14 protein-coding genes and 1 other RNA gene are annotated in these 18077 nt (G+C 69.0%); 3 read left to right on the top strand and 12 right to left on the bottom strand.

Annotated elements, in window-relative coordinates; genetic code table 11:
• Nucleotides 1-2: 2 nt before the first annotated feature.
• Nucleotides 3-773, bottom strand: a complete 771-nt coding sequence (locus tag C4F17_RS03560; protein ID WP_234382530.1) for a class I SAM-dependent methyltransferase — start codon at nucleotides 771-773, stop codon at nucleotides 3-5.
• Between C4F17_RS03560 and gloB the strand changes: the two genes are divergently transcribed.
• Together gloB and C4F17_RS03550 are read left to right on the top strand one after the other, a co-directional pair.
• Nucleotides 772-1551: a hydroxyacylglutathione hydrolase gene (gloB, locus tag C4F17_RS03555; protein WP_106934291.1), complete on the top strand. Its 780-nt coding sequence runs from the start codon at nucleotides 772-774 to the stop codon at nucleotides 1549-1551. The genes C4F17_RS03560 and gloB overlap by 2 nt on opposite strands.
• Nucleotides 1548-3137, top strand: a complete 1590-nt coding sequence (locus C4F17_RS03550) for a transglycosylase SLT domain-containing protein (protein WP_106934290.1) — start codon at nucleotides 1548-1550, stop codon at nucleotides 3135-3137. The genes gloB and C4F17_RS03550 overlap by 4 nt, the downstream gene beginning before the upstream one ends.
• A gap of 18 nt (nucleotides 3138-3155) precedes the next feature.
• Here the strand turns inward: C4F17_RS03550 and C4F17_RS03545 are convergent, their stop codons facing one another.
• The 8 genes from C4F17_RS03545 to dnaX all read right to left on the bottom strand — a co-directional run bounded on the left by C4F17_RS03545 (nucleotide 3156) and on the right by dnaX (nucleotide 10565).
• The gene (locus C4F17_RS03545; protein WP_106934289.1) at nucleotides 3156-4340 is read right to left on the bottom strand and encodes a low temperature requirement protein A; all 1185 of its coding nucleotides are present in this window, start codon (nucleotides 4338-4340) and stop codon (nucleotides 3156-3158) included.
• 75 nt (nucleotides 4341-4415) lie between these two features.
• On the bottom strand, nucleotides 4416-5258 hold the full coding sequence (locus tag C4F17_RS03540; RefSeq protein ID WP_106934288.1) for an ABC transporter permease: 843 nt from the start codon (nucleotides 5256-5258) through the stop codon (nucleotides 4416-4418).
• A complete protein-coding gene (locus C4F17_RS03535) occupies nucleotides 5258-6073 on the bottom strand; it encodes an ABC transporter ATP-binding protein (protein ID WP_081266268.1) in 816 nt (271 codons plus the stop codon). The genes C4F17_RS03540 and C4F17_RS03535 overlap by 1 nt, the downstream gene beginning before the upstream one ends.
• Nucleotides 6074-6128: 55 nt before the next feature.
• On the bottom strand, nucleotides 6129-7166 hold the full coding sequence (locus tag C4F17_RS03530; protein WP_081266267.1) for an ABC transporter substrate-binding protein: 1038 nt from the start codon (nucleotides 7164-7166) through the stop codon (nucleotides 6129-6131).
• Nucleotides 7167-7302: 136 nt separating this feature from the next.
• The gene (locus C4F17_RS03525; protein ID WP_106934287.1) at nucleotides 7303-7695 is read right to left on the bottom strand and encodes an MAPEG family protein; all 393 of its coding nucleotides are present in this window, start codon (nucleotides 7693-7695) and stop codon (nucleotides 7303-7305) included.
• Between the two features lie 27 nt (nucleotides 7696-7722).
• Complete coding sequence (recR, locus tag C4F17_RS03520; protein WP_081266265.1) at nucleotides 7723-8313, bottom strand: recombination mediator RecR; 591 nt, start codon at nucleotides 8311-8313, stop codon at nucleotides 7723-7725.
• A 7-nt stretch (nucleotides 8314-8320) separates the two neighbouring features.
• A complete protein-coding gene (locus C4F17_RS03515; RefSeq protein ID WP_007836669.1) occupies nucleotides 8321-8653 on the bottom strand; it encodes a YbaB/EbfC family nucleoid-associated protein in 333 nt (110 codons plus the stop codon).
• Between the two features lie 55 nt (nucleotides 8654-8708).
• Complete coding sequence (gene dnaX, locus C4F17_RS03510) at nucleotides 8709-10565, bottom strand: DNA polymerase III subunit gamma/tau (protein WP_106934286.1); 1857 nt, start codon at nucleotides 10563-10565, stop codon at nucleotides 8709-8711.
• Between the two features lie 184 nt (nucleotides 10566-10749).
• On the opposite strand from dnaX, the gene ffs reads away from it, so the two are divergent.
• Nucleotides 10750-10846: signal recognition particle sRNA small type (gene ffs / locus C4F17_RS03505), an RNA gene on the top strand.
• 87 nt (nucleotides 10847-10933) lie between these two features.
• Here the strand turns inward: ffs and C4F17_RS03500 are convergent.
• Genes C4F17_RS03500 through C4F17_RS03490 form a run of 3 tightly spaced genes read right to left on the bottom strand, consistent with a single transcriptional unit; the run spans nucleotide 10934 to nucleotide 17981 of the window.
• Nucleotides 10934-12172 carry a TIGR03862 family flavoprotein gene (locus tag C4F17_RS03500; protein WP_106934285.1) on the bottom strand — a complete coding sequence of 413 codons (1239 nt, stop codon included), beginning with the start codon at nucleotides 12170-12172 and terminating at the stop codon, nucleotides 10934-10936.
• Entirely contained in the window at nucleotides 12169-15429 is a 3261-nt protein-coding gene (locus tag C4F17_RS03495) for a UvrD-helicase domain-containing protein (RefSeq protein ID WP_106934284.1), read from the bottom strand. The genes C4F17_RS03500 and C4F17_RS03495 overlap by 4 nt, the downstream gene beginning before the upstream one ends.
• The gene (locus tag C4F17_RS03490) at nucleotides 15426-17981 is read right to left on the bottom strand and encodes a PD-(D/E)XK nuclease family protein (RefSeq protein ID WP_106934283.1); all 2556 of its coding nucleotides are present in this window, start codon (nucleotides 17979-17981) and stop codon (nucleotides 15426-15428) included. The genes C4F17_RS03495 and C4F17_RS03490 overlap by 4 nt, the downstream gene beginning before the upstream one ends.
• Nucleotides 17982-18077 lie beyond the last annotated feature (96 nt).

Below are 18077 nucleotides of genomic sequence, written 5' to 3'. Positions count from 1 at the left end.
TTTCAATTCTTGTCGGGCTCGCCGCGATGCACCTTGCCCGCGATGGGCACGGGCGCCTTGGCCCGCGCGCCGGCGCGGCGCCAGTCGGCGCTCAGCAGGCGCATGCCGCGCACCCGCTTCACCGCCACCAGGAAGTAGGCCGCGCCGAAGATGGGCCACCAGCGCTCGCCGGCCGCGTCCATCCAGCGCGAGCGCTCCAGCCAGGCCTCGCTGCGCACGGCCGGCCGGTAGATGCCGAAGCGGCCCGACTCCACCTCGAAGCTCAGCAGCCGCAGCCAGTCGCGCATGCGCCAGTAGCCGATGAACTCGCCGCCCTCGGGCAGGTAAAGATCGCCAAGCCCCAAGCGCCGGTAAATGTGCGCGCGGCGCTGCCGCATGCCCCAGAGGCTGGCCGGGTTGAGCCCGCAGATCACCACCCGGCCCTCGGGCACCAGCACCCGCTCGACCTCGCGCAGCGTGGCGTGCGGGTCGGGGCTGAGTTCCAGGGCATGCGGCAGCACGACGAGATCGAGGCTGTTGGCCGCGAAAGGCAGGGCCGCGAAGTCGGACAGCAGCGCGGCCTTGCCGCGCCGGGCCGGGTCGTCCAGCGCGAGCCAGCGGTGCGGCATGCGGTTGGTGCGAAGGCCGTCGACCTCCGCCGCGCCCAGCTGCAGCGCGTGATAGCCGAAGACATCGGCCACCGCCTGATCGAACTGGGCCTGCTCCCAGGCCAGAAGGTAGCGCCCCGGGGGGGTCGCGAACCAATCCTGCAAACCTATAATTTGACCGCTCATGACCCTCGTTCCGCTGCCCGCCTTCGCCGACAACTACATCTGGATGCTGCACGACGGGTCCCACGCCATCGTGGTGGATCCGGGCGACGCCCAACCGGTGTTCGACGCGCTGGCGCGCCACAAGCTGCAGCTGGCCGCGATTCTAGTCACGCACCACCATGCCGATCACACCGGCGGCGTGGGGGCGTTGCACGCCGCCACCGGCGCCCGGGTATGGGGCCCCGCACGCGAGCGCATCCCCGAGCCGTACACGCCGCTGGTGCAGGGCGACGTGGCCGACGCACTGGGCCTGCGCTTCGAAGTCATCGACGTACCGGGCCACACGGCCGGGCACATTGCCTACTTCCTGCCGGCGGCGCCTTCCCAGGCACCGCTTCTCTTCTGTGGCGACACACTTTTCTCGGGCGGCTGCGGCCGCCTCTTCGAGGGAACGCCCGCGCAGATGCTGGCCTCGCTCGACGCGCTCGCGGCGCTGCCCGGCGACACGCGCGTCTGCTGCGCCCACGAGTACACACTTTCTAACCTGCGTTTCGCCCTTGCAGTGGAACCGGCCAACGCCGATCTGACTCACTACAACGCGCGCTGCGAAAGCCTGCGCGCACAGGGGCAGCCCACGCTGCCTTCGCAACTGGCGACCGAACGCCTGATCAACCCCTTTCTTCGCAGCCGCGAAGCCACTGTCCTTCGAGCGGTGCGTGCCCACGCCGAGCTGGCTGCAGATGCAGCCGAGGCCGACGTGTTCGCCGCACTGCGCCAATGGAAAAACGACTTCCGATGAAACTGATTGCTGCCACCTGCCTTGCAGGTTCACTGGTGCTCGCGGGCTGCGCGGGCACGAACAACAGCTCCACACCGTCTTCCTCCTCCCCCAGAGCCGGCGCCACCGCCGGCGGCAGCGCAAGCCCCGTCTACCCGCGCGACGCCCTCTCCCCGCTTGCCACCAGCCAGGCCCATTCGCAGAGCGTCGTCACGCTCGCCCCGCCCGCCGACATGTGGGACCGCATCCGCCGCGGTTTCAAGATGCCCAACCTGGACAACGACCTCGTGCGCGACCGCGAGCAGTGGTATGCCAGCCGGCCCGACTACATCCAGCGCATGACCGAGCGCTCGAACAAGTACATCTTCCACATCGTCGAGGAGCTTGAGCGCCGCAACATGCCGACCGAGCTCGCGCTGCTACCCTACATCGAGAGCGCGTTCAACCCGCAGGCCATCTCCAGCGCGCGCGCAGCGGGCATGTGGCAGTTCATGCCGGCCACCGGCACCGACTTCGACCTGAAGCAGAACATCTTCCGCGACGACCGCCGCGACGTGGTGGCCTCCACCCGCGCCGCGCTCGACTACCTGCAGAAGCTCTACGGCATGTTCGGCGACTGGCAGCTGGCCCTGGCCGCCTACAACTGGGGCGAAGGCAGCGTGAGCCGTGCCATCGCCAAGAACCAGCGCCTGGGCCTGCCCACCACCTACAGCGACCTCACCATGCCCGCCGAGACGCGCATGTACGTGCCCAAGCTGCAGGCCGTGAAGAACATCGTGGCCAACCCGCAGGCGTTCAACACCGAGCTGCCGCTGATCGCCAACCACCCGTACTTCCAGACCGTCACGCTCACGCGCGACCTCGACGTGGAGCTGGCCGCCAAGCTGGCAGACGTTCGCCTGGAAGACTTCCGCGCGCTGAACCCGGCCGCGCACAAGCCCGTGCTCATTGCCGCCGGCACGCCGCAGATCCTGCTGCCGTGGGACAACGCGGCCGTGTTCCAGCGCAACTTCGACGCCTACGCGCAAGGCCAGTACGCCAGCTGGACCGCCTGGGTCGTGCCCAACACGATGACCGTGGCCGACGCCGCGCAACGCTCGGGCATGAGCGAAGCCGACCTGCGCGCCATCAACAACGTGCCGCCGCGCATGCTCATCAAGGCCGGCTCGACGCTGATCGTGCCGCGCGGCGCCCGTGTGAAGGAAGACGTGGCTGCCGTGGTGGCCGATGGCGGCCACCTGAGCTTCCAGCCCGAGATCGTCACCCGCCGCACCACCGTGAAGGCGGGCCGCGCCGACAACGTGGCCTCCATTGCGCGGCGCTACAACCTCAAGCCCGCCGCCGTCGCCGAATGGAACGACGTGAAGCCCAACCACGCGTTCAAGCGCGGCTACAGCGTGGTGGTGTACCTGCCGATCCGCGCGACCGTCGCGGCGCGCGTGGGCACCGGCATTCCGCCCGCGCGCGGCCATGCGGCGGCATCGTCGAAGCAGGCGGCGAGGCCCGCGGTACAGCGCGGCGCCAACATCGCCAAGGTGCCCGCGAGCAGCAAGCAACAGGTGGTGCGCGAGAAGCGCGGCGGCGCGCCGGCAAAGAAGAAGCGCTGATAAGAGGCGCAGCTTTCGTCAGTGCGTGGGCGTCGCGGCCCACGCCCTGCGGCGCACCACGGCTTCCAGCGCGGCCACGGCAATCATCACGAGCGTGGTGAGCGTGCCCACCACGATCACCGACAGGTGCGGCGCAAACACCGCGAGCACGGCCAGCAGGCCCAGCCCGTAGAGGTGCGACTGCGGCAAGAAGCCGCGCACCACGCGCTTGAAAAGCGCATTGCCGAACAGGTAGAGCGCCGGCCCGCCGATCAGCGCGCCGAGGTACTTGAGCTCGGCGTGGTGCGAGCCCTCGTTGATCGTCAGCTCGTCGGCCACCGCGCACACGATGATGCCCGCCACCAGGATCACGTGCGTGTAGTGGAACTTGGCGCCGATGCCGCCGGGGTCGGCCGAATGCTCGATGGCATGGGTCGCCTCCTTGGCGCTGGTGTCGAAGTACATCCACCACATCGCCAGGCTGCCCGAGAAGCCCACCATCAGCGCGAACAGGTCTGCGCCGTGCCATTCGGCGTGGTGCCCGAAGGCGATGCCGGTGGCCAGCACCGATTCGCCCAGCGCCACGATCACGAAGAGCTGGCAGCGCTCCGCCAGGTGGCCGCCGTCGATGGTCCAGTCGCTCGTCAGCGAACGGCCCAGGCCCGGAAAGCGCAGGCCGATCATCGGTGCGACGTACTCGCACAGCACGCCGCAGAACCACAGCGCAAGGCGCGCCTCGCCTTGCGCGAAACCGCCCGCGATCCAGAACACGCCGGCCACGCAGTTCCATGCCAGCAGGCGGCGGAAGTTGGGCGTGAGCGGGTCGTTGGGGCCGATGGCGATCAACATGCACAGCGTGCGCCCCGCCTGGATCCCCACGAAGCACAGCGCGAACACCAGCCCCCGCTCCGCGAAGGCGCCCGGCAGCGCCGAGGCCATCACCATGGCCAGCAGCATGATCGCGAACAGCACGCCGCGGATGCGCAGCGCGCCGGGGTTGAACCAGTTGGTGGTCCAGGCCGTGTACTGCCAGCCCAGCCATACAGCGAACCACATCACCAGCGTCTGCAGCGCCCCCGGCAGCGTGAGGTGGTCGAGCAGGTAGTGGGACAGCTGGGTGACGGAAAACGCGTAGACCAGGTCGAAGAACAATTCTTCGTTCGAGACCCTGGCGGCCTCGCTGCGCGAGCGCAAGGTCGTGGCCCGCTTGTTGTCGTGGCTCATGCTCTACCCCTGTGAAGTCGTTGCGGCGCTCCTTGTCGCTGCGGCGCGCCGCGCGGGATCATCGCACGAGGGGTGCTAGAGCTTCTCGGTTTCGCCAGTCTTGGGCTGCCACTTCATGAGGCGCCTCTCGATCAGCCCGACGATGCCGTCGAGCACCAGCGCAAAGGCCGTGAGCACCACGATGCCCGCGAACACCGTGTTGACGTCGAAGGTGCCCTCCGCCTGCAGGATGAGATAGCCCACGCCCCGCGCCGAGCCCAGGTACTCCCCCACCACCGCCCCGACGAAAGCCAGCCCGACCGAGGTGTGCAGGCTGGAAAACACCCAGCTCGTCGCGCTCGGCAGGTACACGGTACGCAGCAGCTGCCGCTGGTTGGCGCCCAGCATCTTCGCGTTGGCCAGCACCACCGGGCTCACTTCGCGCACGCCCTGGTAGACGTTGAAGAACACGATGAAGAACACCAGCGTGACGGCCAGCGCCACCTTGCTCCAGATGCCCAGGCCGAACCACAGCGCGAAGATGGGCGCGAGGATCACGCGCGGCATCGAGTTGGCGGCCTTGATGTAGGGGTCGAGAATCAGGCTCGCGGTCGGCGCCAGCGCAAGCCACAGCCCGCACGCCAGGCCCAGTACCGTGCCGATGCCGAAGGCCAGCACCGTCTCCAGCAGCGTGGTGCCCAGGTGCAGGTAGATGTCGGCGTTGCCCTTGAGCCCTTCGGGAAAGAGCGCGTTGGCCGGCACATCGAACGGCAGGAACCAGCTCCAGATGCGCCCCGCCACCTGGATCGGCTCGCCCACGAAGAAAGCGAACTGCTGGTTGCGCGAAGCCAGGTGCCACGCGACAAGGATCACCACCAGCAGCGCCAGTTGCCAGAAGCGCGCATTGCGCTCGTTGAGGCCGAAGTGTGCGCGCGGCATCAGGCGGCCTTCCTCAGTTGCTGCGCATAGCCCTTGAGCACCTCGTCGCGCAGCACCTCCCAGATCTGCGTGTGCAGCTCGACGAAGCGCGGCTGCGTGCGCACCTCGGCCACGTCGCGCGGGCGCGGCAGGTCGATGGCGAATTCGCCGATGGGGCGCGTCGCCGGCCCGGCCGACAGCACCACCACGCGGTCGCTCATCGCAATCGCTTCGTCGAGGTCGTGCGTGATGAACAGCACCGCCTTCTTCTTTGCGCTCCAAAGGTCGAGCACCTCGTTCTCCATCAGCTGGCGCGTCTGGATGTCGAGCGCGCTGAAGGGCTCGTCCATGAGGATGATGTCGGGGTCGAGCACCAGCGTCTGCGCCAGCGCCACGCGCTTGCGCATGCCGCCGGAGAGCTGATGCGGATAGCGGTCGCCGAAGCCCGACAGGCCCACGCGCGCCAGCCAGGCGTCGGCCTGCCTGCGCGCGTCGGCGTCGGGCACGCCTCGGTACTGCAGCCCGACCATCACGTTGTCGATGGCGCTGCGCCAAGGCATGAGCGCCTCGGTCTGGAACATGTAGCCCGCGCGCGCGTTGACGCCCTCCAGCGTCTTGCCGAACACCTTGACCGTGCCCGACGAGGGCTGCAGCAGCCCCGCGCCCACGTTCAGCAGCGTCGACTTGCCGCAGCCCGTGGGGCCGACCACCGACACGAACTCACCGGCCTTGATGCGCAGCGTGGTGTCGGCCACCGCCGTGTAGCGCTGGCCCGGATCGTCCTTCGAATGGAAGGTGCAGCTGATGGAGAGGAGTTCGAGTGCGTGGTCGGACATGGTCGGACGGGGCAGAAAAAACCCGGCCTGAGCCGGGTCGCGGGGACGTTCGGAATCAGGCTTTGAACCTGTCTTTCGCGCGCCTTGCAAAATCGTTGGTGTAGGTCTTGGCGAGGTCGATCTTGTCGGCCTTCACCGTGGTGTCGAAGCTGGCGATGGCGGTGAGCGCGGTCTTGGGGCCGTCGGCCGGCACGAGGCCGTCGGTCGCGATCGACTCGCGCACCTTGTCGAAGGACGCGAGGTACAGCGCGCGGTCGCCGAGCAGGTAGGTCTCCGGCACCGTCTTGATGATGTCGCCCGGCCCTGCCGTCTGCAGCCACTTGAGCCCGTGCACGATGGCGTTCGCCAGCGCCTGGCAGGTGTTGGGATTCTTCTGGATGAAATCGGCCGACGCGTACAGGCAGGCCGCCGGCATCGTGCCGCCGAACACCTGCTGCGTGCCCTTGAGCGTGCGCGTGTCGCTGATGATCTTCACGTCGCCCTTCTGCTCGAGCATCGTCATCACCGGGTCGGTGTTGCTGATGGCGTCGATCTGGCCCGAGCGCAGCGCGGTGAGCGCGCCGGCCGCCACGCCCACGCCGATGTAGCTCACGTCGCTGGCCTTGAGCCCGCCGCGCGACAGCACGAGGTTGGCCACCATGTTGGTCGACGAGCCCGGTGCCGAGACGCCGATCTTCTTCCCCTTGAGATCCTGGATTCCGGTGTAGCCGGCCATGTTCCTGGTCGACACGCCCACCGCGATCTGCGGCGCGCGGCCCTGCAGCACGAAGGCCTGGAAGAACTGGTTCTTGGCCTGGAGGTTGATGGTGTGTTCGTACGCGCCGGAGCACACGTCGGCCGAGCCGCCGACCACGGCCTGCAGCGCACGCGCGCCGCCGGCGAAGTCGGAGATTTCCACGTCCAGCCCTTCGGCCTTGAAGTAGCCGAGCTGCTCGGAGATGGTCAGCGGCAGGTAGTAGAACGCCGCCTTGCCACCCACCGCGATGGAGACCTTGGTCTTCTCCAGCTTCGCCTGTTGCGCAAAGACACGCGGCAACGCGATGGTTGCGGCGGCAATGGCGGAGGCGGAAATGAGGGCGCGGCGATGGAGCATGAAACGGTGCCTGGAGGCTCTGTGATTCGTCTGGACTGAATCGAGCTTAGGGGCCGCATCACGCGACTGCATCGGGGTCATCCCGTGCGGGTTTTCACGTAAGCATGAAGGCCTCCAGAAGGCCCTGCGCACGTGGCTATCGACCGATGAAAAGAATCGCCGCGTTAACGAGGAAACCGAGCGCCCAGACCGCGCTGCGCGCGCCGCCGATGCCCTTGATGTAGAGGCCGATATAGATCACGCGCAGCACCACGTAGGCCACGGCGAGCATGTCGAGCCGCCCCTGCGCCGCGCCAAGCTGGTGCGCGATGATGACGGCGCCGATGAAGAACGGCAGCCCTTCGAAGCTGTTGGTCTGGGCGCTGTTGGCACGCGCGCGCCAGCCGCTCTGCTTCGCGGCCCATTCGCGCGGCTGCATGTTGTCGCGCGGACCGAAGCTGCCCGCCTTGGCGATCCATGCGGCCAGGTACGGCAGGCCGCAGGCGATGAACACGCACCAGTAGGCTACCGTGAGCAGTGAAAAAGTCATGTCGTCTTGTCTCCGGCGACGGCGTGGCTACCGCCGGTCCACCAGCGCGTGCGCGATGGTGCCGAGGTCTACGTATTCGAGTTCGCTGCCGGCCGGCACGCCGCGCGCCAGACGCGTCACCGTCAGCCCACGCTGCTTGAGGGCTTCGCCGATCACGTGCGCGGTGGCCTCGCCCTCGGCGGTGAAGTTGGTGGCGAGGATGACTTCGCTCACCGTGCCGTCGAGCGCGCGGTTGAACAACTTCTGCAGCCCGATGTCGTTGGGGCCGATGCCGTCGAGCGGGCTGAGCTTGCCCATCAGCACGAAGTAATAGCCGCGGAATGCGCCGGTGCGCTCCAGCGCGGCCTGGTCGGCGGGCGTCTCGACCACGCAGAGCTTGCTCACGTCGCGCCGCGAGTCCATGCAGACGCTGCAGATCGGCGCTTCGGTGAAGGTGTTGCAGAGTTCGCAGTGCCGCACGTTGCCCGCGGCCTGCTGCAGTGCGCGCGCGAGCAGCTGCGCGCCGTCGCGGTCGTGCTGCAGCAGATGAAAAGCCATGCGCGAGGCCGACTTCACGCCGACACCGGGCAGGCGGCGCAGCGCATCGACCAGGGCGTCGAGCGAACTGGCGTCGGCCATGTACCGCTTAGAACGGCAGCTTCATGCCGGGCGGGAGGCCCGGCATGCCGGCCGTGAGCTTGCCCATCTTCTGCTCGCTGGTTTCCTCGGCCTTGCGCACGGCGGCGTTGAAGGCCGCGGCCACCAGGTCTTCGAGCATGTCCTTGTCGTCGGCCAGCAGGCTCGGGTCGATGGTGATGCGCTTGACGTCGTGCTTGCAGGTCATGACGACCTTGACGAGGCCGGCGCCCGATTCGCCCTCGACCTCGATGTGGGCCAGTTCTTCCTGGGCCTTCTTGAGGTTGTCCTGCATTGCCTGCGCCTGCTTCATGAGGCCGGCCAGTTGTCCTTTGTTGAACATCGTTGGTCCTGATTGTTGGGTTGGAAAATGGGAGAAGGATAAGAGAGACGAAAGCTCAGGCCGGTTTCAGGGTTCCTGGGACGATCTTCGCATCGAAGTCGCGCATCAGCGCCTGCACTTCGGGGTCGTTGTAGATGGCTTCCTCGGCCACGCGCTGGCGCTCGTCGGCGGCCTGCCTGTTGCGGCGGGCCGGGCTGTCGACCACGGCGCCGATCTCGATCGTGAGCTTGACGTCGTGGCCGAGGCCGTTGAGCGCGGCCGTCAGCTTTTCGCGGCTGGAGGGCTGGTTGAGCGTCTCGCGCTCGATGCGCAGCATCCACTGGTCGGTGTCGCGGCCCACCAGCTGCGACTGCAGCGCCAGTTCGCGCGTGAGGGCGTTGATGGCTTCGGAGGCAACCAGTTGCGTGACCGTGGCGTGCCAGAAATCGCCGTCTTCGCTCTGGGGAATGGGCGTGTAGGGAACGCGCTGCGAGCCTTCGGCGGGGGGAACATCGCGCGCGCTGGGCGGAGGCTGCACACGGATGGGCACGCCGACGACCTTGGCGGGCGTTTCGGGCGGCTCGGGGCGCTGCTCGGGCTGGCGGCGGGGTTCGTCGACCACGGCAAGGCGCTGCCCAGCCGGTGCCGTTGGCGATGTCGGGGCCGGCGCGGGGGCTACGGCAGCCGGCTGTTCGGCCGGCGGACGCACGACCGGCGCAGGGACTGGAGCGGGTGCCGGGGCACGTGCCGGCGCCTGCGGCGCGGCAGCCGCGGCTTCATTCAGAGTTTTTTTTTCCGTGGAGGCTGTCGAAGCAGCCGCGTTGGAAGGCTTGAAGGCCAGGAGCCGCAACAGCACCATGGTCAGCGCCGCGTACTCGTCGGGCGCCAGGCCCAGCTCGCCACGGCCGTGCAGGCAGAGGCTGTAGAGCAGTTGCGTCTCGTCGGCAGGCATCAGCGCGGCGAGGCGCGCGGTGTCGGCGGCATCGGGGTCGGTGGCGGCATCGGCCGACTCGGCGCGCGAGGGCACGGCCTGCAATACGGCCATGGCCTGCAGGACGGCCGTCATTTCTTCCAGCGTGGACGCGGCCGACATGCCGTCGACGCGCAGCGCTTCGGACGTCTCGACCACCGTCTTGCCGTCGCCCTGTGCCAGGGCCTCGATCAGGCGGAACACATGGCCGCGATCGACGCTGCCGAGCATCTGCCGCACGCCGGCCTCGACAAGCTCGCCGTTGCCGAATGCGATGGCCTGGTCGGTGAGCGACAGCGCGTCGCGCATCGAGCCGCGCGCCGCGCGCGCCAGCAGGCGCAGCGCCTGCGGCTCGGCCGGAACGTTTTCGGTCTGCAGCACGCTCGTGAGGTGTTCGAGCACCGTCTCGGGCGCCATCGGCCGCAGGTTGAACTGCAGGCAGCGCGACAGCACCGTGACCGGCACTTTCTGCGGATCGGTCGTGGCCAGCACGAACTTGAGGTACTCGGGCGGCTCCTCGAGCGTCTTCAGCATCGCGTTGAACGCGGTGTTGGTGAGCATGTGCACTTCGTCGATCATGAAGACCTTGAAGCGCCCCTGCACCGGCTTGTACACGGCTTGCTCGAGCAGCGACTGCACCTCGTCGACACCGCGGTTCGAGGCCGCGTCGAGCTCGGTGTAGTCGACGAAACGGCCGGAATCGATGTCGCGGCAAGCCTGGCAGACACCGCACGGCGTGGCCGTGATGCCGCCCTGCCCGTCCGGCCCCTGGCAGTTGAGCGACTTCGCCAGGATCCGCGAGACCGTGGTCTTGCCGACCCCCCGGGTGCCGGTGAAAAGATAGGCGTGATGCAGGCGCTGCGTCGTCAACGCGTTCTCGAGCGCCTGCACCACATGCCCCTGGCCGACCATCTCACCGAAGGTTTTCGGGCGGAACTTGCGAGCGAGCACGAGATAAGACATTGCGGGCATTCTAAAAGGCGCGGCGTCGCTCCCAAGCCCGCGTCACCCCCGCAAACAAAAAAGCCCCTGTCTTTTCGCGGGACACCGAGGAACCGGCTTCGCCGGGCCTCAGGTGTCGCCCCCAGCAGGGGGGAAGGAGAAGCGACACGAAGTGCGCGCATCCTGGGGGGTTACAATACGAGCTGACGGGCCTCCCTGCATGGTGAAGTGGCCAACCGGGTCAGGTGGGGAACCAAGCAGCCCTAACTGCGTAGTCAGTGCCAGGGGTAAGGCTCGTCAACCTCTTCCGCAGCTTCGTTTCATTCCACGCGAAATGAAACGGAGCTTGCAAATTCACTCAGCGAAAACTCCGATGCGGCGCAGGGCTTCTACAGCCCCAGCCGCTGAATGGCGCCCCGCGCCGCGGCAGCACCGCTCGCCATCGACGCCGTGAGCAAATAGCCGCCGGTCGGAGCCTCCCAGTCCAGCATCTCCCCCGCAGCGAACACACCGGGCAGCGCGTTCGCCATCAGCGAAGAATCCAGCGCATCGAATCGCACCCCGCCCGACGTGCTGATTGCCTCGTCCACGGGCCGCGTCGCGACCAGCTTCAGCGGCACCGCCTTGATCGTGGCCGCCAGTTGCACGGGGTCGTGCATCGCGTCCTTGCTCAATGCCTCGTGCAGCACACCGGCCTTGATGCCTTCGATGCCGAGCCGGCTCTTGAGGTGGCTGCTCAGCGAGCGGGCGCCGCGCGGGTGCTTCACCGCCGCCAGCACCTGCTCGGCATTGCGGTCGGGCAGCAGGTCGAGCAGCAGCGTCGCGCTGCCGTTCGCTGCAATCTCGTCGCGCAGCAGCGCCGATGCCGCGTAGACCAGGCTGCCCTCGATGCCCGTGGCCGTCGCGACGAACTCGCCCTTGCGCGAGAAGTGGCGGCCCTGGCTGTCGGTGAACGAAATCGCGACCGACTTGAAAGGCTGCCCCGCGAATCGGCTCGAAAAGTGTTCGCTCCACCCCTCGCCGTCGAAGCCGCTGTTGGCGGGCAGCAGCGGGGCCACCTCCACGCCCCTGGCCTGCAGCCACGGCGCCCACGCCCCGTCGGAACCCAGACGCGCCCAGCTCGCACCGCCCAGCGCCAGCACCACCGCGTCGGCTTTCACGACTACCTCCCCGGCGGGCGTCGCGAACCGCAGCGCGCCAAGGTCGATCGCGCCGTCGCCCAGCCAGCGATGCCGCATATGAAACTGCACGCCCGCAGCGCGCAGCCGGTGCAGCCATGCCCGCAGCAGCGGCGCGGCCTTCATGTCGGTCGGGAACACGCGGCCCGACGTGCCGACGAAGGTCTCGATGCCCAGCCCCGCTGCCCACTCGCGCACCTGCTGCGGGCCGAACTTCCCGAGCATGGGTTCGAGCTGCGCGCGGCGATCGCCGAAGCGGCTCATGAACACATCGAAGGGTTCCGAGTGGGTGAGGTTCAAGCCGCCGCGCCCGGCCAGCAGGAACTTGCGCCCCACCGAGGGCATTGCGTCATACACATGCACCTGCGCACCGGATGCGCTCAGTACTTCGGCCGCCATGAGCCCGGCGGGTCCGCCGCCGATCACGGCAACGGCAGGAGAAACATTCATTCGAGAGTTACCAGTTCGCCCTGCCCGGTCAGGAACGCGACGCGCACCGTGGCACCGGGATAGGCATGTTGCACTGCCGCGCGGTAGCGCTGCATCTGTGCGATCAGCGCGGCGTCCCGTTCGGGGCGCGCCGCGGATTTGTAGTCGAGGACCCACCAGGCGCCGCCGTCGCGCTCGCGCACCAGACGGTCGATGCGCAAGGTCTCGCCTTCATGCACCAGCGTGACTTCGTTGCCATGCCAGTCGACCCTGCGATCGTCCCACACCCAGGCACCCGCCCCGGCACGGATGCGCTGGGCCAGCGCGGCGGCGCCGCGTGCCTGCTGTGCATCGAGCATGAATTCTCGAGCGGCCGCACGCACATGGGCAGCAGGCAAAGGCTCGCCCGGCACGGCCCATTCGAGCAGGCGGTGCATGGCCTGGCCGAAGGCCGCGGCGCGTGCGTCGACGGTGGCGTTCGCAGCCGCCTTCTTTGTCGAAGGCGCTTCGGCCGACACGGGCGCCTCGGGCATTTTCTTCATCCAGAAGCTGCCCGCGCCGCTCTCGGCCGGCAGCGCGACCAGCGGCTCGTCGGCCTCCGTGGGCTCGCACAGCGGCTCCAGCCGAGCCCACCAGCTGCCCTCGTTGGCGCGCGCCGGGCGAACCGATGACAGCACCAGCCGCTCGCGTGCCCGCGTGGTCGCGACGTAGAGGCCGTTCAGTTCCTCGCGATGGCGGGCGCGCTGCTCTTCTTCGAGCAAGGCCGCTGCGCAGGCCGGCGGCGTCTTCTCGCTCGCGAGGAACACGAAGCGCGTCGGTGCGCTGTCGCTGCCCTTCCATTCGACCAGCACGCCCATGGTCTGGGCGCGCGGCGGCGGGGCGTCGCAATCGAGCATGAGCACGGTGTCGGCCTCGAGGCCCTTGGCGCCGTGCACGGTCAGCAGTTGCACGGCGTCAGGCGCGGCGACGGACGGCGCCCGCACGCCGCCGGCACGCAGCGAACGCACCAGCGCATAGGGCGTGGTGAAGCGGGCGCCGTCGATATCGAGCGACGCGGTCAGCACGCCGCGCAGGTTGGCCAGCGCGCCCTGGCGCATTGGCGCCGGCACGGCCGCGCCGAACTTCGCGAGCAGGTCGCCGTCGTTGAAGATCGCATCCAGCGCGTCGTGCGGCGGCAGCGTCATCAGCCAGCGCTGCCACTTGCGCAGCTTGACGCCGGCCTCCGTCAGCTCCGCCGGCAGGTCTTCGCCCTTCTGGATCAGCGAGAACCAGTTGAGCGACGGGCGCTCCCGCTGGCGAATCGCCAGCTGCACCAACGCGTCGTCGCCGATGCCGAAAGCAGGCGATTTCAGCGCTCGCGCCAGGGAAAGGTCGTGCGCGGGCGACACCAGCGCGTCGATCAGCGCGACCACGTCCTGCACCTCGGGTGCGTCGTGCAGTTCGTTCTTCTCTGGCTGCTGCACGGGAATGTGCCGCTGGCGCAGCGCATCCTGCATGGCGGACAAGCGGCTGCGGCGGCGCGCCAGCACCATGATCTGACGCGGCGGCGTGCCGTCGGCAATGCGCTGCGCGACCCACTGCGCGGCCTGCTCGCATTCTTTCTGCAGCAACTGCTCCTCGGGCAGCACGCGCGGCGTGACGAGGCTGTCGCGCCAGTGCAGCATGCCGTCGTCGGCGGGTTCGGCCTCGGCGGCGCCGAGCGCATCGCGGTCGATGGCCGGCAGCTTGAGCAGTTCGCCCGCGTCGTTGCGCTCGGTGGTGTGGGCGCGGTAGCCGTCGAACTCGCCGGCTTCCTGCGCGGCCAGCATCGCCGAGTTGACCAGCCCGACCACGGCGCGCGCGTTGCGGTGCGTGTGGTCGCAGTTCAGCAGCTCGCCGTCCAGGCACTCGCGCACGAACTTCTTGGCGGCGATGAACACCTGCGGCTCGGCGCGGCGGAAACGGTAGATGCTCTGCTTCGGGTCGCCCACGATGAACACACGCGGAGCCCGCCCCTGCGCGCCGGTGTAGGCGCTGAGCCAGCCGTAGAGCGCCTGCCACTGCAGCGGGTTGGTGTCCTGGAACTCGTCGATCAGCAGGTGCGCGATGCGCGCGTCAAGCCGCTCTTGCACCCAGCCAGACAAGGCCGATTGGCCGAGCAGCAGCTGGGCGGCCTGTTCGACGTCGTTCATGTCGACCCAGCCATGCGCTCGCTTCACGTCGGCAAAGACCGCGATGAGGATGCGCGTGAGCCGCGTCATGCGCTGCTGATAGAGCCACGCGGCATGCTGGGCCTGCGCGCCGCACAGCACCTGCAATTCGGCCTCGGCCTCCTGGGCGGCCTGGAATTTCTGCAGGTTCTTGTTGAGCCGGTCTTCGGTGGCCACGAAGAAGTTCTTGCGCAGGTGCGCCAGCGCGGCCTGCAGCGCGCCCGCTTCGGGTTCGCCCGTGCCGAAGACGTCGATGATGGCCTCGGCGGCTTTCTGCGGCGTCTTGTTGGATTCCTTGCCCAGTGCGGCTGCGCGACCCAGCCAGCGCTGGCGCACTTCGCTGCCGCGCAAGGCGTCGGTCGGCTCCTCCAGCCCGACGAGCGATGGATAGAACGCGCTGAAGTGCTGCACCGCGTTCTCCGCATCGGCCAGAGAGAACTCGACGCGCTTGGACAGCGCCTCGCTCAGCGCCTTGGCGGTCTGCGAGCGGCCGTGGGTGGCGACGACTGCGTAGTAGTCGGCCAGCGCATTCCGGTCGGCGGTGACCGCTTCGAAGAACGGGCGCCAGGTGTGGCTGCGCGCCTCGGCATCGTCCTCGAGCAGTTCGTAGTTCGAAGGCAGGCCCAGCTCGCGCAGCACCGCCAACGGCGCGTTGCGCAGCAGGCCCGCGAACCAGGCGTGGAAGGTGCGGAACTGCACCGGCCGGCCGCCTTCGAGCAGGCGCCGGTAGAGGCCCTTCAGTCGCGGAACCGCAGCCAGTGCGGCGGCGGGCTCGACGCCGCGCATCACGAGCTGGGCGACCAGTTCGTCGGGCGAGCGCTCGGCAAAATCCTCGAGCCACTGGTCGAGCCGCTCGCGCATTTCGCCGGCGGCTTTTTTGGTGAAGGTGATGGCCAGGATCTCGTGCGGCTCGCAGGCGGAATCGCCTTCTTCGAGCAGCGCGCGCAGGATGCGCGACACCAGCATCCATGTCTTGCCTGCGCCCGCGCAGGCCTCGACCGCTACCGAACGGCGCGGGTCGCAAGCGACGACGTAGAAGGCTTCGCGCGTGACATGCCGGCCGTTGTGTTCGTAGGCTGCGCCGTTCATTGCGCCACCTCCCAGAAGTCCTTGCGGCAGAGGCCGCGCGCCGCGCAGTAGTCGCAGACGGCGCCCTCTCCCAATGGCGGCAGCGGCGCCCCCTGGGCGATGCGCGTGAAGTCGTGGATGATGCCGGCGACCAGTGCGTCACGCGCCTCCACCACGGCCGGCTGCTCGACGGTCTGCGTCCCCGAGGACTTCTCCCCCACGTTCACGTAGGCCGCGCGCAGGGTGTCGTCGGCCACCAGCGCCGCGTAGAAGGCCAGCTGGGTGTCTTCGGTCGGGTCTTTCACGCGCTCCTTGCTGACGGAGGCGGACTCGGTCTTGTAGTCGATCACGAAGGGCTGGCCATCGGGCATGCGGTCGATGCGGTCGAGCCGGCCGATCAGGCGCAGGTCGCCCAGCGGCTGCTCCTTCCAGGGCTCGGACTCGACGAACACCGCGCCGCTGGCTTCGTGGCCCGTCAGCCAATGGAGATAGCCGTCGCGCACCGCGGGCCAAGCCGCCGCGAACGGCAGGAACTCGGCATCGGACAAGCCGAGCTCCCGCGTGGCCCGGCGCGCGGCCTCCTCGATGAACGCGGCGCGCTCCTGCGCGTCCTGCGTCGGGGCTTCGGTCAGCGCCTGGTGGAAGTGGCCGAGCACGGCGTGCAGCCAGTTGCCGAAGTCGCGCTTGTCGACCTCGGCATCGAGCTCGTCGGCGCTGCGCAGGCCGAGCTGCCGCAGCGCGAAGAAGCGATAGGGGCAGCGGCGCAGGTCTTCGTACACGCTGGTCGAGATGTTCTGCAGCGGCAGCAGCGCGCCTGAAGGCTTGGGGTATTCGGTCGGCTGCACGGCCACTTCGCGCGGGGAACGCGGGTCGGTGGCGGGACGCAAGGCGTGGTCGAGTTGCAAGGCCTGCACCAGCGGGCTCGGGCGCACGGGCTCGCCGTTGGCGTCGGACTGGCGCCAGAGCAGCTCGCACGACGGGTTGTGCAGCGCCATGGCCCAGGCCGCGCGCTGTGCGGCCTCGAGTGCTTCGCGCGAAGGCAGGCCGAGATCGGCGCGCTGCGCGGCGCTCCAGTTGCCGGGCGGCTCCGGCGATGCAGGCAGGCGCCGGTCGTCGCAGCCAGGGATGACGACCGCGCCGAAGCCACGGCCCAGCAGTTGGTAAAGCGGCAGCACGACGACCTTCGGGGCCTGGTCGCCGGCGGGCGGCACGAAGCTCGCGTCTTCGAGCACGTCGCGGACCCAGGCGGTGAACTCGGCGAGCGTATGGCGGCCACCGGGGAATTCTTCGTCGTCGCCATGGGCGCCGGCGTCGAGCCACAGTGCGGCAATGACCTTGCCGCCGGCCATGTCCTCGCTGAGCGGCTCCCACTGGTCGCCCGCCTCCAGCAGCTCGCGCAGCGCGCGCAGCCATTCGGCCAGGGGCCTGGATCGCATCATCGGTGCGCGGCGTTCCTCGATGGCTTCGGTGAAGCTCAGCAGCGCGGCGTCGTGCGACTTCTCGCTGCGCGCCACCAGCGCGCACCACGCGGACCAGTCGCGCACGCCTTCGCGGCGCAGGCGGGCCTCGAGCGACTGGACGACCAGCGCATCACCGTCGGCGCCGCTCTTGAGCCATTCGAGCACCTGGTCGCTGCTGGCGTCATGGGCGCAGGCGCGCAGCGAACTCATCAGCGTGGCGGCGGCGCGCGTGGTCGAAAGTTTCCATCCGGTCTCGTCGTGGGTGATGACGCCCTGCGCCTTGAGCTGTGCGCTGATGCGGCGTGTGAGCGCGCGGTCGGTCGCCACCAGCGCGACCGGCGCACGGTCTTCGGCCAGGTGGCGCAGCACGCAGGCGGCCGCGAGTTCGGCTTCGTCCTCCGGGTCGAGTGCCACATGCGAGGCCGCGGCTTCAGGCCGCGTATCGGCCGGCACCAGCGACAGGCGCAGCGCCCGGTCACCCCACAGGGCGCACAGGGCCTGCGTGAGCGGATCGGTTTGGAAGCCCTCGAGCACGAGGAGTGCATCGACCTGCGCGCGCGTGCTCTCGCGCTGGAGCACGTCCGTGGCGTAGCCGGAGGTGGCGACCCACGCCACGGCAATGCGGATCAGCGCGCTCTCGGTGCGGAACCACTCGGACTCGCTGCCCGCCTCCGCCACCTGCGCCGCGCGCGCGGCCCATTCGCCCACGCGCTCGTCCGGCGACACGGCGGACGCGAGCGGCACCAGTTGGTAGGCCAGTTCGACCAGGCGGCCGGCCAGTGCGAAGCGCTCGGCGCTGAAACCGGCCTGCGACAGCAGGGCCTGCGCGGTGACGAGGTCGCGCGCCATGTCGTGCGCGATGTCGTAGCCGGAGGGCACGAAGCCGCCGGCGCTGCGGGCCCAGTTGTGCGTGGTCTCGAAGCGCGGCACGAAGCCGGCGCTGCCGCAGCGGGCCCACATGGCGCGCGCCACGCCCATCAGCTGCGCATAGGGCACCAGCACCACCGTGCGGGCAGCGTGCACCTGGCGCTCGGCGAGCGCGCGGACGATCCGCGCGACGATGCCGTCGGCGGGGTCGCACCACAGGGCCTGGACGGGGTGGCCTTCGTTCATGTTCTATCGAGGGGTTGAGAGCGTGGGAGGCGTGGCGAGCAAGGGCTTTGGCTATCGCCGCCATAGCGGCCGCGCATGGCACGCCACCCCTTGGTT

This window comes from Variovorax sp. PMC12, assembly GCF_003019815.1.
Taxonomy (GTDB): domain Bacteria; phylum Pseudomonadota; class Gammaproteobacteria; order Burkholderiales; family Burkholderiaceae_C; genus Variovorax.
This window is presented reverse-complemented; position numbering and strand designations above follow the sequence as displayed.

Coding starts and splice junctions, on each gene's coding strand:
- gloB (WP_106934291.1), top strand. CDS start 772: ATGACCCTCGTTCCGCTGCCCGCCTTCGCCGACAACTACATCTGGATG.
- C4F17_RS03560 (WP_234382530.1), bottom strand. CDS start 773: ATGAGCGGTCAAATTATAGGTTTGCAGGATTGGTTCGCGACCCCCCCG.
- C4F17_RS03550 (WP_106934290.1), top strand. CDS start 1,548: ATGAAACTGATTGCTGCCACCTGCCTTGCAGGTTCACTGGTGCTCGCG.
- C4F17_RS03545 (WP_106934289.1), bottom strand. CDS start 4,340: ATGAGCCACGACAACAAGCGGGCCACGACCTTGCGCTCGCGCAGCGAG.
- C4F17_RS03540 (WP_106934288.1), bottom strand. CDS start 5,258: ATGCCGCGCGCACACTTCGGCCTCAACGAGCGCAATGCGCGCTTCTGG.
- C4F17_RS03535 (WP_081266268.1), bottom strand. CDS start 6,073: ATGTCCGACCACGCACTCGAACTCCTCTCCATCAGCTGCACCTTCCAT.
- C4F17_RS03530 (WP_081266267.1), bottom strand. CDS start 7,166: ATGCTCCATCGCCGCGCCCTCATTTCCGCCTCCGCCATTGCCGCCGCA.
- C4F17_RS03525 (WP_106934287.1), bottom strand. CDS start 7,695: ATGACTTTTTCACTGCTCACGGTAGCCTACTGGTGCGTGTTCATCGCC.
- recR (WP_081266265.1), bottom strand. CDS start 8,313: ATGGCCGACGCCAGTTCGCTCGACGCCCTGGTCGATGCGCTGCGCCGC.
- C4F17_RS03515 (WP_007836669.1), bottom strand. CDS start 8,653: ATGTTCAACAAAGGACAACTGGCCGGCCTCATGAAGCAGGCGCAGGCA.
- dnaX (WP_106934286.1), bottom strand. CDS start 10,565: ATGTCTTATCTCGTGCTCGCTCGCAAGTTCCGCCCGAAAACCTTCGGT.
- C4F17_RS03500 (WP_106934285.1), bottom strand. CDS start 12,172: ATGAATGTTTCTCCTGCCGTTGCCGTGATCGGCGGCGGACCCGCCGGG.
- C4F17_RS03495 (WP_106934284.1), bottom strand. CDS start 15,429: ATGAACGGCGCAGCCTACGAACACAACGGCCGGCATGTCACGCGCGAA.
- C4F17_RS03490 (WP_106934283.1), bottom strand. CDS start 17,981: ATGAACGAAGGCCACCCCGTCCAGGCCCTGTGGTGCGACCCCGCCGAC.